Origin of the sequence: Streptococcus sciuri, assembly GCF_024814375.1 — a bacterium.
Classification (GTDB): domain Bacteria; phylum Bacillota; class Bacilli; order Lactobacillales; family Streptococcaceae; genus Streptococcus; species Streptococcus sciuri.
The window spans coordinates 61,985-74,921 of the sequence record NZ_JANUXX010000002.1; the positions used below are offsets into that span (position 1 = coordinate 61,985).

Genomic DNA, 12,937 nt, shown 5'->3' on the forward strand with positions numbered 1-12,937 from the left:
TGGATAAGCTTCCTAAAAAGCTGTGGGTAACTTTAGGCGAGTAACAATAAAAAGGATACTTAATGTATCCTTTTTATTTACATCAAATATTACGACTAACTTGCTCAAAAGTTTTACCGTGTCCATCGTTGAGCTTATCCCAGATAATCACTTTATTAGAAACTAAAGATTTTTTGACATCAATAATTCTCTGATTATAAGATCCTCGGAATTGCAAAGTCAGATCCTTTTTTTGAATATCAAATCGCCCATCTACCAAAATATCAATAAAACTAAGCATCTCTAACTTATCCTCTGTCTCAAACATCAACTCTTCCCAAGTATAGCCGGTCCAAGACCAAATGTCCTTTTCAGGCAACTCCGAACGCACACGCTTAAGCAGAGGAATCAAAATTCCTGTATTTAAAAAAGGTTCACCTCCAAGAAGAGTCAAGCCCTGTACGTAAGGTTGTGACAAATCCGCAATAATTTGTTCCTCTAGCTCCTTTGTATAAGGTATACCAGCCTTAAAAGACCATGTCGCCACGTTATAACAACCTTTACAGTGAAATTGGCATCCTGATACATAAAGCGAATTACGAACACCCTCACCATCTACAAAGTTAAAGGCCTTATAATCTATGATATGCCCTTGACTGAGCTCCTCGCTTTTCCACTCTCCTGGTTTTGGTGTATTCCAGTTTGTTTTCTCCATAGCACAGTACTCTCTTTCTAAGACAAAGTGATGATATAGCGCTCTATGTCCTTTTGTTTATCTATATACTGTCCACCATTTGCCAAGATAACCAAACGACTTGCTACGTTTCTTTCATGACAAGTGATAAGTACTTCTGTTATATTTTTAGACTTTGCTTCTAGCAAACCTAACCGTAGCTGCTCCTTAGCATAACCTTTATTCCGTTTGCTTGGACGAATAGAGTAGCCTATATGCCCACCTTTTTGAAGCAATTTGTCATTTAAACGCAAACGTAAGTTCAAAAAGCCAAGTGCTTGATTTTTTTCATTGAAAGCAACAAATTGAATGAAAGGGACGAAGTCTTTAGGGAGATTCAATCCCATTTCAGCAGCGGATAAACTTTCTAACCAGTCTTCGTAGTCCAACTCAGGCTTATAAAAGCCACCATCCATAGCACTTCTTTTCTCTTGAAACTCCGCAATCATCTCAAGTATAGCCTCTTTGTCATTTGGATTTGGTCGTCTTAACTGCATATTATTCCTCTCAAATCTTGCAACACTCCATACACTAAGAGTGGAAGTAGCAACCTCCACTCTTCTTACTTGGTATGACCTGCTTTTTTCAGTAACGCCTGAACACGCTCTTTTTTAGTATTAACGAAGCCCTTTACTTGTTTTTCATGAAACCGTTCAATTTGAGCTTGCCCCTTATAATCTAATTGATATTTTCCCATGATAGCTCCTAACTGTACTATTCACCTGCGTAATGAATGGTTGAACCATTCATGTGTTTGACACGCGCTGCAATTTCTTTGTGACGTCCCTTAACCATTGGACGCGCTTGTGGGTTACCGAGATAACCACATGTTCGTTTCACCACATCTACCGTCTTAGGATCACTATTGTCACAGTTTGGACACATAAAACCACGCTCTGTTGGTGTAAAATCACCCTCAAAACCACAAGCATAGCACTTGTCAATCGGCGTGTTGGTTCCAAGATATCCCACACGATCATAAGCATAGTCCCAGACCGCTTCGAGCGCTTTAGGATTTTGTTGGAGAACAGGATATTCACAATAGTGAATGAAACCACCAGACGCTCCAGCCTGTGGATAATCTTTTTCAAATTCCAGCTTCTCAAAAGGTGTAGGATTTTTACGAACATCGTAGTGAAAAGAGTTAGTGTAGTATTCTTTATCAGTGATATCTTTGACAATACCAAATTTCTCCGTATCAAGACGGCAAAAACGATCTGTCAAGCTCTCAGATGGCGTTGAGTAGACTGAAAAATGGTAATCGTACTCATTAGACCACTCATCACACAAGCGCTTCATCTGACGAATGATGTCTACTGTGAAAGCTTTGGCTTCTGGATTATGCTCCCATTTGCCACCATAAAAGACACTTGCCACTTCGTAAAGCCCAATATAGCCCAAAGATACAGTGGCACGTCTGTGTTTAAAAAGACTGTCGACATTATCGTACTTTCCAAGACGTTTACCAAAGGCTCCGTATTGATAAAGAATTGGAGCATTAGCAGGAATGGCTTCTTTGACACGTTCTATGCGGTAAACTAAAGCGTCCTTAGCCACAGCCATACGTTCATCAAAAAGCTGCCAAAACTTAGTCATATCACCTTCAGACTCCATAGCAATACGAGGAAGATTGACGGTCACAACACCTAGATTCATGCGTCCAGAGTTAACCTCAACGCCATTCTCATCTCTCCAGCCTTGCAAAAACGAACGACAGCCCATCGGTACCTTGAAAGAACCTGTCAATTCAATAATCTTATCATAAGATAAAACATCTGGGTACATACGCTTAGTGGCGCACTCCAACGCAAGCTCCTTGATATCATAGTTTGGTGTTCCTGGCTCTAAATTCAATCCTCTCTTCAAAGTGAAGATAAGTTTTGGAAAGATTGCTGTACGATGTTCAGATCCAAGCCCTTGAATACGAATATTCAAAATCGCTTTTTGAATTTCACGCTCAAACCAATTTGTTCCAAGCCCAAAACCAAGAGAAGTAAAAGGTGTTTGACCATTTGAAGTAAATAGCGTATTGATTTCATATTCTAAAGACTGCATGGCATCGTAAATATCTTTTTTAGTTTTAGTCTTAGCATAGGCTTCTCTTTTGTTCTCAGCCACCCACTCTTTAGCATCTTTTAGATGCTTCTGGTAATTCAACTCAGCATAAGGCGCTAGCACTTCATCAATACGGTCTGCCGAGCAACCACCATACTGACTAGAGGCAACATTAGCAATGATTTGTGAAATTTGTGCAGTCGCCGTCTGAATAGACCGTGGACTTTCAACCTCCGCATTCCCAATCTTAAAGCCAGAACGCAACATGCCCTCAAAATCAATCAAACAACAGTTCGTCATCGGTGTATAAGGGCTATAATCTAAATCATGGTAGTGAATATCTCCTTTTTGATGAGCGTTAGAGACATGTTTAGGCAACATTTTTAGCCCAATCGATTTCCCCACAATACCTGCAGTCAAATCGCGCTGAGTGTTAAAAACATCACTATCTTTATTGGCATTTTCATTGACAACTGTTTGGTCTTTATTGAGTAGCTTTTCAATCGTAAAGTTAATGTCCGTAGCTTGCGAGCGAGCAAAATCACGCTGAGTTCGATAGTTGATATACTCTTTAGCAATCATATACTCATTTGCTGCCAGCAATTCATGCTCCACAATATTTTGAATTTCATATATTTTAATATCTTGACTAAAACGACTGTAAATTTCTCTAACCACACGATCAGCAACTTCTTTAAGCTTTGCCTCAACAAGCGGACTAAAATCAACGACTTGATTACTAGCTTTTAATAACGCTTTATATATTTTATCTTCATCAAAACAAACAAGACGACCATCACGTTTGATGACCTTGATTTGGGGATATTGAGTCACCGTACGTTTTTCCAATGTTATCATATCTTTCTCCTTTGACTTTTATTATAACACGATAATCAAAAAAATCAATATATTGTATCAATAATCATCACATGACACAAGATATTGATTTTTTCATTATTTTTTCTGATAAAGTGTAAAGCTCTTTACATTACTCACAGAGATAGCTTTGTACTCTTTATCAAGCATGTTGGAAACACTCTTTGGCAACGTCATAGATTTATTAACTACAATATAAGCTGCATCAGCCTCTAACAAACTATCCACCAAGTTTTTTTGATTTGTTTTATTATGCGTATTGACCATAGGAAGAGCAAACGATGAATTTGTCTTTAGCTTACTATCTGTATAAATAGTTGCGACTGTATCCCAAGCATAGATGGTATCATCACCTGAGGTTTGTTTGGCAAGATAATGAGACGTAAGTAAACGTTCATGATTGATCGAGGTCATAGACAACACACGATACCCTAAATGCCCTATCGCAATAACCACTAACAAAGCGGTTAAATAAAAACCACGCCTGATATATGTAATAACTACCTCAAACATACCTTCATTCTTTGATCGACGTCGACTACGATCTCGAAAATGAGATGCTGTTAAAATCAAGCCATATATGGTTAAAGGAAGCAAATGATAAAGACAATAGTCGCTAGATAACAAAGCTAAAACAAAATAAATAAACGCTGTTATCCCCAACAAAATAGTTATGAATCTATGATTTTTTCGTTGAAAAATACCAGACAATCCACGGAGGAGACCAGTTCCTAAAGCTACTGCTAACTGTAAAATGAAAGCTAAAATAAAGTTATCCGAACCCATAGCAGGGCTAATAAAAGGGTAAATAAAAGCTTGATTAATGTAAGGTGATAAGATTTGTAAATTAAAGATGAAATAACCTGCTGTATAGATGACTAACAATGCTCCGAAAATAATACAGAGCAATTGGTAAAATCCTCGTGCAAAATGCTTATAACTAATATTATAAATACCAATAGTCACAAAAGATAATAGCCAAAAAACAAGAGATTGTGGATCAAATAAAAGGGCAAAAGCACTGATAAAGCCATAAAGAACAAAGGCTTCATCATTGATAATCCCTGCAAAATAGCGCAACAAAAACCAAATACCAATCAGAACAAAAGGCATACCAAATTGGCTTGGATATAAACCTCCAAAACCCAGCAGCAATTGTAACAAATAAAAGATAAAAGCAAAAGCTAATGTAACATCACGGCGCACTGAAAGGTAGTAAACAATCTTATAAAAATAAAGACCGGATGTATAGAAAAAGATAAGCTGAAAAGGTATCAACCAAAACAATGACCCTAACCAATCACTAACCAAAATTAGCAAGTAGTAAAAAAAGCCACCTGTTGCAAAGACATCGCTATAAGGCAACTGCCCTTTAACCATCATCACTCCAGTATAGAGACTCTCTGATTGCCAACCATTAGCATATCCTGCCAGAAAAGGTACAGCAATACTACATATGCTAACCACTAGACTTAGCAATAACAAATAAAAGCGGTGAAGACTCGGTACTCTAAAATTACGGTCATGATTACGTCTCTCACCAACACGGTAAGAACGAGAAAGTCTGCTAAAGTTTTCCTTTGTTTGCCCTAAAGAGGGTTCTGATATATAGCTCACATGTTCTCCTGTCGTTGTAAAGTTTTTTCTATATTACAGTATAGCAAAAACTAATGTTTAGTCAATTTCTTTCGGAGTTTGACATAGTAGCGCATCTCCCAAAAAGAGTGTAAAATCTTGCTTTTATAAGCTGTTAAAAAAGCTTTTTCTTTTTTACTCAATGTTTTCACAATAAACTCCTTACGTAGCATCATTTATTCATTCGTAAAAACACTTGGTAACAAAAAAAGAAAAAGGGTAAAAATTCCCCTATCCCATCTAAGCTTCCTCATCCATAAAGCTGTTGAACACTTCCTCAATCATATCCCACTCAGCATCAGAATCTTCTGGGATTGGCTCCAAATTACCCTCACGTCCATCTTCACTCTCTGTAAAGGAATAAGCTTGAATCTCAATTTCACCAGCTTCATCCTCTTCTGCCCCAGCAGGAACAAGCAACACATAGTTTTTACCAAATTGTTCACGACCATCAATCGTTAGCAAAATTTCAAATAATGTTTCATTTCCTTGATCATCTACCAAGGTCACCATTTCGTGTTCATGAGTATGTGCCATTTTCTCTCTCCTCTTTATAACAAAGTAAAACCATAATGTTTTAAATTGTACGATCTAAATAATTTTGTAAGATAAGCTGTGCTGCTAACTTATCAATCACTTTTTTACGTTTACCACGACTAACATCAGCCTGCTCAACTAACATGCGCTCTGCTTGAACAGTTGTTAATCTCTCATCTTGATAAGCAACGGGGATTTGAAAAATTTCTTTTAGCTTCAATCCGTAAGATTGGCTCGCCTCAACACGAGGACCACTCGTATTGTTCATATTTTTAGGCAAACCAACCACAAACTTGTCCACTTGATACTCTTTAACCAACTCAGCTAAACGCTCAAACCCAAATTCACCAACCGCTTCATCAATTTTGATGACTTCAACACCTTGAGCCGTAAAACCTAGGGGATCACTGATTGCAACACCGACTGTCTTAGATCCAACGTCTAATCCCATTATTCTCATAAATCAATCCCATTTCCTTTGAGATAAAATTTAACCACTTCCTCAACAATTTCATCGCGTTCGTACTTACGTAACTTATTACGTGCATCATTATAACGAGGGATATAAGCTGGGTCTCCGCTAAGCACGTAACCAACGATTTGATTGATAGGATTGTAGCCTTTCTCCTTAAGAGAACGATAAACGGTAGTCAAGGTCTCGCTAATTGCTTTTTTATTACCATCATCAAGATTAAAACGGACAGTTTCATCTGTAAATCCCATACTTACACCTTCTTTCTTCAACTTCTAATAAGCTCTATTATAGCTTATTTCTAGCTTTTCCACAAGCTGAAAGAACAAGAAAAGTAGACAAAAATATAAGAAGCCCTAAGTGGCTTCTTATTCCTATATCATAGAGCAGCTCGCATACGAGCTTCTGTATTTTCAACGTCACGAATAGAGCGTGGCAAGAAAGCACGAATATCATCCTCTTTGTAGCCTACCTGTAGACGCTTATCATCAATCAAAATAGGGCTTTTCAAGATGCGAGGATTCTCTTGAATCAAATCAATCACTTGACTTAAACTCAAATCTTCAATATTGCAATTGAGCGCTTTTGCATAACGATTTTTGGAAGAGACAATACTTTCAATACCATTCTCTGTTTTTGATAATATGCTTAAAATTTCTTGCTTTGTTATGGGTTCTTTTCCAAGGTTCTGTTCTTTATAAGGAAGTTGATGAGCATTTAACCAAGTCTTTGCTTTTTTACAACTTGTGCAACTTGAAATCGTATAAATCTTAATCATGTTCATCCTCACTTTCTATCCTATGATACTGATTATTCTAACATATTTCTTGGAAATAAAAAATAGGTCCCTAGACCTATTTTAGAAAAATCAACTTAACATTAAAACTCTTTGAAACCCTACTCTTCAATTTCAATCGTATCATCAAGATCAAGAACTACTTCATCAGCTCCAGTCTCATTTTCAATACTTGGCACTTCATCATCTTTTGATTGGTCAGATGTTGCCTTTTTATCGACTTTTTCAGTTGTATTTACCTCAGCAACTTCGTCTTCTGTAATCATACCATAATGAAGACGAACTTTACGATCAATTTCCCCAAAAACTTCTGGATGTTCAGCCAGATATTTTTTTGAATTTTCCGACCCTTGCCCAATCTTTTCGTCGTTGTAAGAGTACCACGATCCTGCTTTCTTTATTATGTCAAGATCACTTGCAATTCTTAATAACTCCCCTGTCTGCGAAATCCCTTCGCCATACATAATTTCGACATAGGCTTCCTTAAATGGTGGAGCAATCTTATTTTTAACAACTTTAATTTTAGTTTCTTTACCAACATTGGTATCTTTTTTGTCACCAGTTCCTTTGATTTGTGTATTTCCACGTACATCAAGACGAACAGAAGCATAGAATTTGAGGGCACGTCCACCTGGAGTTGTTTCTGGATTACCAAATGAAATCCCCACTTTTTCACGCAACTGGTTGATAAAGATAGCAATAGTCTTTGTTTTATTAATTGATGCACCTAACTTACGCATAGCTTGACTCATCATACGGGCTTGAAGACCAACGTGAGAATCACCAATGTCACCATCAATCTCTGCACGTGGCACCAAAGCAGCAACAGAGTCAACAACCACCAAGTCAATAGCACCAGAATCAATCAATTTTTCAGCAATCTCAAGTCCCTGCTCACCAGAATCTGGCTGAGACAAGAGAAGCTCATCAATATCGACCCCTAAAGCAGCAGCATAAGCAGGATCAAGAGCATGCTCTGCATCAATAAAAGCAGCAATCCCGCCTTCTTTTTGAGCTTGCGCTACAGCGTGAAGAGCAACAGTTGTTTTACCAGAACTTTCAGGTCCATAGATTTCAATGATACGCCCCTTAGGATAACCACCTGCTCCTAAAGCAATATCAAGGGCAAGCGAGCCCGAGCTCATGACCTGTACTTTTTGTTCCGCACGCTCCCCTAAGCGCATGATAGCACCCTTACCAAAATCTTTTTCTATTTTTTTTAGAGCTTCTCCTAAGGCTTTCTCACGCTCTTCGCCAAATTTTTTCTTAATTTCTTCTGGTTTTTTATTTACTTTCTTAGCCAAATCATTCTCCTTATCTAAAAAATTAACAGCAATACCTTAGTTTTGCAACGTCTCATTATACCAAATTCTAACTATTTAATAAAGATTGACGCACCAGATTAAAAGCATAAAGTGTGCTAATATAGCGCACATCACTTCGTGTACGACCTCCAATCAAAACTTTTAGAGATTGTGTCTTTTCTTTCGTGGCGATTGCAATGAAGACTGTTCCCACCTGCTGACCTTCAAGTTCCTCTGGTCCAGCTACACCTGTCAAACCAATACCTATATCAGATTCCATTAGACGTCTTGATTGCTCTGCCATCTTTTTAGCTGTAAAGTTACTCACAACACCATGCCTTTTCAGTTCAGACAAAGGAATATCTAACATTCTTGCTTTTTCCTCTATGCTATAAGTGACATAACCTCCTTTAAAAACTTGAGAAGAGCTAGGAAAATCAGTTAACATCGATTGAAATAAACCTGCAGTCAAACTCTCTGCTGCCGTAATTGTTTTACCTTGTTCTTTTAGCAAACTAAAGACCGTCTTAGCCAAGCTATTATCATCTCCATAGCCGTAGAAAAGATCCTTCAGCAAAACACCGTCTAAACTAGTCACAGCCAAAATATCTGCTTCTAAAGCATCTAACTTAGCATTCGCTTCTTCTTGACTACATGCCTTAGTAGACAATCTCAAAGTGACTTCACCTGTCTTAGCGTAAGGAGCTATCGTTGGGTCAACTTGATTCTCAATAAGCGAATCCAAAATAGTTGCCAGCTGGCTCTCCCCAATCCCAAAGAAACGTAACACACGAGAATAGAGTTGCATATGTTCAGTTGAGATTAAGGGAATCAACTCCTCTGATACCATTGGTTGTAACTCACTTGGCGGGCCAGGAAGTACCACATAACGAACGCCATTTACACTCAAGTAACCTCCCACAGCAAGACCTGTTCTATTTTGAAGAGGAGTAGAGCCCTCAATAATTTGCGCTTGACGCTCATTATTGGATGTTCTCACATGTTCTGGACGTAGCGCAAAAAAGGCATCCAATTTTTGACTAGCTTGTCGATCAAAAACAAGCTGGCGTCCCAAAAATTCCGCTAATGTTTGCTTGGTTAAATCATCTTCAGTCGGACCCAGACCACCACACAAAACTATCAAATCACTACGTTTTGATGCTAACTCGATAACCGACAATAAACGCTTTCGATTGTCACCAACAGACGTTTGAAAAAAAACATCAATTCCTATCTCTGCAAACTTCTCAGATAAAAACTGCGCATTGGTATTTAAAATTTGTCCTGTTAAAATTTCTGTCCCAACAGTAATTAGCTCAGCTTTCATATTAACCACCTATCTATTCATTCGTTATTCCCCCTTATTTTAACAAAAAAAGTGACAAAAGAGTCACTTTTACATGATTACTTAAAATCACACTGATTGTCATGATCATTGATGAGACCGGCTGCCTGTAAAAAAGAATAGATACAAACTGGTCCTACAAACTTAAAACCCCACTTTTTCATATCCTTTGAAATAGATTCAGACAGAGGGGTTTTGCTAGGAACAGGATGCCTTTCATCTATTATGTTGACAATAGGTGTAAAGTTTATAAAACCCCAAATGTAGTTATCAAAGCTATCAAAAGTGTCGCAAACAGCTAAAAAAGCTTGTGCGTTAGCTCTTGTCGCATAGAGTTTAGCCTTATGGCGAATAATGTCTGGATTACCTAAAAGGGCATCCAAGTCACTATCAGACATCTCTGCGACTTTGTGAACATCATACAGATGAAAAGCTACTTTAAAGGCAGCACGCTTCTTTAACACCGTCTCCCAAGACAATCCAGATTGATAAGTCTCAAGGCAGAGCAACTCAAACAATTTACTATCATCATGACAAGGAATTCCCCATTCCTCATCATGATAATGAACATACAATGGATTGGATTCTTTAACCCATGAACAACGCACAGCATACCTCCCTTTATTGACACTGATGTCAACTTATTTCATTAACATCTTCAAGCTAGACTTGATGTAGCTTTCAGCACTATCAGATGTTCCTTCAAAGAAAGCACGAATTTTATTAAGTTCATTAGCCTTATAACCAAGAGCTAACAGAGCTTCCATCGCTTCATCTAATTCCATATTATTTGTTTCTTTCATTTTAGTAGATTTGCTATCATCGCTCTTTACATCAACAAATTTGCCAGCTAAATCAAGTACCATCTGTTGAGCTGTTTTTTTTCCTATCTTGGGAAATTTCATCAAATATCTGATATCACCCGTATCAATAGCAGCAACAAGTCCATCGTTATCATCAGCTGCTATGATTGCAAGCGCTGTTGTTGGACCAATACCAGATACAGAAAGGAGGTTAAGAAAGACCGATTTTTCATCTTCATTATGAAAACCATAGAGCACATGTGCATCGTCTCGGATAACCTGATGTAGAGGAAGAAGCACTTCCTGTTGCATAGAATCTGAAAAACTATAAGGATTAGCCACGTTGATTTTGTAACCTATACCAAAAGTTTCTACAACGATGTAACTAGCTGTAATCTTCGTGACTGTTCCCTTTATATAATCGTACATTTTTTCCTCACTTAATATTTACCAAGATCACGTAAACTGGTATGGTTTTCTTGTATACGACGAAACATTTTTTCCATATCAGACTGACTAAAGTGCACCAAGACAGGACGTCCATGCGGACAATTATAAGGATTTTGACATTGAGATAGCTGCACTAACAAATTACGAGCGGAGTAGTCATCTAAGTAATGATTTGCTTTGATACTACGTTTACACGACATCATAATGGCTAGCTCCGAGCGATACGTTTTAATCGAAACTTCATTCGTCAAAAGAAGCATATCACACATCTCATAAACACCTGAAGCTATCTCCTCTTCTTTCATCCAGATAGGATGTTCCCTTAAAATATAAGTATTCTCACCATACGAATCTAGATAAATGCCCACTTGATTAAGAAGAGACATTTTTTCTTGCAATGCCAAGAAATCTGCAGATGAAAACTCAAACAAATAAGGAATCAATAACTGCTGTAAACTACTGTCAACATCCGCTATTTTTTCACGATAATACTCATACTTTACTCTCTCTTGAGCAGCGTGTTGATCAATGATAAATAGTCCATCTCGTCCTTGAGCAAAGAGATACGTTCCATGCATTTGTCCAAAATAATCTAACTCAGGAAAAGTTGATTTGGTCTCATTACCAAGTTTATGGAGCAACTTTTCAACTGTTGCCCTATTTTGAGAACGAATACTAGGGTGTTCACCATCATACGGCTCTTCCGACTGTCGTTCAGCATATTTTACAGTTATGGGGGTTGTCTTATTTTCTTTCTTGACAGTATTGTCAATGTCTTTTGACACTGCCAAAAATTGACTATTTTCTTCCACTAAAGCTTCCTTTATCAAGGAGTTGTTTCTTTCTTTGTCATAATATAGCTGACTAGAGGTCAAAGGTAGCTTTATCTGCTCAGTTTTAGATTTAATTCTTGTGCTTGCTTTAGCTAGATTATCAAGAGCATCTGGTATAAGTTCTTGTTCTTTAAGGACTTCTTGTATAGACTGACTGATGAGCTGATGAAGTTCACGCTCTTTTGATATACGAACTTCCTGCTTAGTGGGGTGAACATTAACATCTGCTAAATAAGGATCGATTTGAATATCAAGGATAGCAATTGGAAAACGCCCTACCATCAGTTTTGAACCATATCCATCTAGTATAGATCGATTCAACAAGAAATTTTTTATGTAGCGTCCATTGATTAGAAGTGTAATATAATTACGGTTAGCTCTTGTGAGCTCAGGCAAACTAATATAACCTGATACTTCAAAATCCAAATCAGCTGCCGAAATCTCTAACATTTTCTTAGCTGTTGTAATCCCGTAAATTCCCGCAATAGCTTGCCTCAAATCACCCCTTCCACTTGTTTGAATGAGCGTTTTACCATCACTAACTAACTCAAAAGCAATCTGAGGATGAGCAAGGCTCTGACGATTAACTACATCAACGATATGAGCCAACTCAGCCTGCAAACTCTTCATGTACTTAAGTCTAGCTGGCGTATTAAAAAACAAATCTTCAACAACTATCTTAGTTCCAATAGGTGTTGAAACAGGTTCTTGTGAGATAATTTTACCACCCTCAGCCAGCAACAAGGTTCCATAAGCTTCACTAGCTGATGCTGTCTTAATAGTCAAACGACTAATAGAGGCAATCGAAGGAAGTGCTTCACCCCTGAAACCAAGCGTTCGAATGCGAAAGAGATCACTCTGCTTTTTTATTTTACTAGTAGCATGTCGTCGTAAGCTAAGAGGAACATCCTCCGACAACATCCCCTCACCATTGTCAATAACAGCCATTTTTTTCAAACCTGATTCTTCAATCTCAATAGTAATACAACTGCTATTAGCGTCAATAGCATTTTCTAGTAGTTCCTTAATAACGCTACTAGGACGTTCGATGACCTCCCCAGCAGCAATCTGGTTTGCTAAAATTTCTGGAAGTTCTATGATGTTTGCCATAGCTCTCCT

The 12,937-nt window shown here is 37.8% G+C and carries 14 protein-coding genes; all 14 read right to left on the bottom strand.

Going from position 1 to position 12,937, the window contains the following annotated elements; translation table 11 throughout:
- Positions 1 to 82: 82 nt before the first annotated feature.
- Positions 83 to 694 (bottom strand): anaerobic ribonucleoside-triphosphate reductase activating protein, encoded by a 612-nt coding sequence (gene nrdG / locus NXS10_RS02860; protein WP_259137460.1) that lies wholly within the window; start codon positions 692 to 694, stop codon positions 83 to 85.
- A 17-nt stretch (positions 695 to 711) separates the two neighbouring features.
- A complete protein-coding gene (locus NXS10_RS02865; RefSeq protein ID WP_259137462.1) occupies positions 712 to 1,209 on the bottom strand; it encodes a GNAT family N-acetyltransferase in 498 nt (165 codons plus the stop codon).
- A gap of 65 nt (positions 1,210 to 1,274) precedes the next feature.
- Positions 1,275 to 1,409 (bottom strand): hypothetical protein, encoded by a 135-nt coding sequence (locus NXS10_RS02870; protein ID WP_259137464.1) that lies wholly within the window; start codon positions 1,407 to 1,409, stop codon positions 1,275 to 1,277.
- A 17-nt stretch (positions 1,410 to 1,426) separates the two neighbouring features.
- Positions 1,427 to 3,625, bottom strand: a complete 2,199-nt coding sequence (gene nrdD / locus NXS10_RS02875) for an anaerobic ribonucleoside-triphosphate reductase (protein ID WP_259137466.1) — start codon at positions 3,623 to 3,625, stop codon at positions 1,427 to 1,429.
- A gap of 96 nt (positions 3,626 to 3,721) precedes the next feature.
- Positions 3,722 to 5,260 carry a DUF2079 domain-containing protein gene (locus NXS10_RS02880; RefSeq protein WP_259137468.1) on the bottom strand — a complete coding sequence of 513 codons (1,539 nt, stop codon included), beginning with the start codon at positions 5,258 to 5,260 and terminating at the stop codon, positions 3,722 to 3,724.
- 258 nt (positions 5,261 to 5,518) lie between these two features.
- Positions 5,519 to 5,815, bottom strand: coding sequence for a DUF1292 domain-containing protein (locus tag NXS10_RS02885; protein WP_259137470.1), 297 nt, complete (start codon positions 5,813 to 5,815; stop codon positions 5,519 to 5,521).
- A 40-nt stretch (positions 5,816 to 5,855) separates the two neighbouring features.
- Positions 5,856 to 6,275: a Holliday junction resolvase RuvX gene (ruvX, locus tag NXS10_RS02890; RefSeq protein ID WP_259137472.1), complete on the bottom strand. Its 420-nt coding sequence runs from the start codon at positions 6,273 to 6,275 to the stop codon at positions 5,856 to 5,858.
- A complete protein-coding gene (locus NXS10_RS02895; RefSeq protein WP_259137474.1) occupies positions 6,272 to 6,538 on the bottom strand; it encodes an IreB family regulatory phosphoprotein in 267 nt (88 codons plus the stop codon). The genes ruvX and NXS10_RS02895 overlap by 4 nt, the downstream gene beginning before the upstream one ends.
- Before the next feature lie 128 nt (positions 6,539 to 6,666).
- Positions 6,667 to 7,065, bottom strand: coding sequence for a transcriptional regulator Spx (spx, locus tag NXS10_RS02900; protein ID WP_259137476.1), 399 nt, complete (start codon positions 7,063 to 7,065; stop codon positions 6,667 to 6,669).
- Between the two features lie 119 nt (positions 7,066 to 7,184).
- Complete coding sequence (gene recA, locus NXS10_RS02905) at positions 7,185 to 8,387, bottom strand: recombinase RecA (RefSeq protein WP_263008820.1); 1,203 nt, start codon at positions 8,385 to 8,387, stop codon at positions 7,185 to 7,187.
- A 67-nt stretch (positions 8,388 to 8,454) separates the two neighbouring features.
- Entirely contained in the window at positions 8,455 to 9,714 is a 1,260-nt protein-coding gene (locus NXS10_RS02910; protein WP_259137477.1) for a competence/damage-inducible protein A, read from the bottom strand.
- A 77-nt stretch (positions 9,715 to 9,791) separates the two neighbouring features.
- Positions 9,792 to 10,340 carry a DNA-3-methyladenine glycosylase I gene (locus tag NXS10_RS02915; protein WP_259137480.1) on the bottom strand — a complete coding sequence of 183 codons (549 nt, stop codon included), beginning with the start codon at positions 10,338 to 10,340 and terminating at the stop codon, positions 9,792 to 9,794.
- A 33-nt stretch (positions 10,341 to 10,373) separates the two neighbouring features.
- A complete protein-coding gene (gene ruvA, locus NXS10_RS02920; RefSeq protein ID WP_259137482.1) occupies positions 10,374 to 10,964 on the bottom strand; it encodes a Holliday junction branch migration protein RuvA in 591 nt (196 codons plus the stop codon).
- Positions 10,965 to 10,975: 11 nt separating this feature from the next.
- Positions 10,976 to 12,928, bottom strand: a complete 1,953-nt coding sequence (mutL, locus tag NXS10_RS02925; protein WP_259137484.1) for a DNA mismatch repair endonuclease MutL — start codon at positions 12,926 to 12,928, stop codon at positions 10,976 to 10,978.
- Between the last annotated feature and the right edge of the window lie 9 nt (positions 12,929 to 12,937).

What these genes read in the sequence shown, in the direction of transcription:
- ruvX (WP_259137472.1), bottom strand. Translation starts at nt 6,275, where the DNA reads ATGAGAATAATGGGATTAGACGTTGGATCTAAGACAGTCGGTGTTGCA.
- ruvA (WP_259137482.1), bottom strand. Translation starts at nt 10,964, where the DNA reads ATGTACGATTATATAAAGGGAACAGTCACGAAGATTACAGCTAGTTAC.
- NXS10_RS02895 (WP_259137474.1), bottom strand. Translation starts at nt 6,538, where the DNA reads ATGGGATTTACAGATGAAACTGTCCGTTTTAATCTTGATGATGGTAAT.
- NXS10_RS02865 (WP_259137462.1), bottom strand. Translation starts at nt 1,209, where the DNA reads ATGCAGTTAAGACGACCAAATCCAAATGACAAAGAGGCTATACTTGAG.
- spx (WP_259137476.1), bottom strand. Translation starts at nt 7,065, where the DNA reads ATGATTAAGATTTATACGATTTCAAGTTGCACAAGTTGTAAAAAAGCA.
- NXS10_RS02910 (WP_259137477.1), bottom strand. Translation starts at nt 9,714, where the DNA reads ATGAAAGCTGAGCTAATTACTGTTGGGACAGAAATTTTAACAGGACAA.
- mutL (WP_259137484.1), bottom strand. Translation starts at nt 12,928, where the DNA reads ATGGCAAACATCATAGAACTTCCAGAAATTTTAGCAAACCAGATTGCT.
- nrdG (WP_259137460.1), bottom strand. Translation starts at nt 694, where the DNA reads ATGGAGAAAACAAACTGGAATACACCAAAACCAGGAGAGTGGAAAAGC.
- NXS10_RS02885 (WP_259137470.1), bottom strand. Translation starts at nt 5,815, where the DNA reads ATGGCACATACTCATGAACACGAAATGGTGACCTTGGTAGATGATCAA.
- nrdD (WP_259137466.1), bottom strand. Translation starts at nt 3,625, where the DNA reads ATGATAACATTGGAAAAACGTACGGTGACTCAATATCCCCAAATCAAG.
- NXS10_RS02870 (WP_259137464.1), bottom strand. Translation starts at nt 1,409, where the DNA reads ATGGGAAAATATCAATTAGATTATAAGGGGCAAGCTCAAATTGAACGG.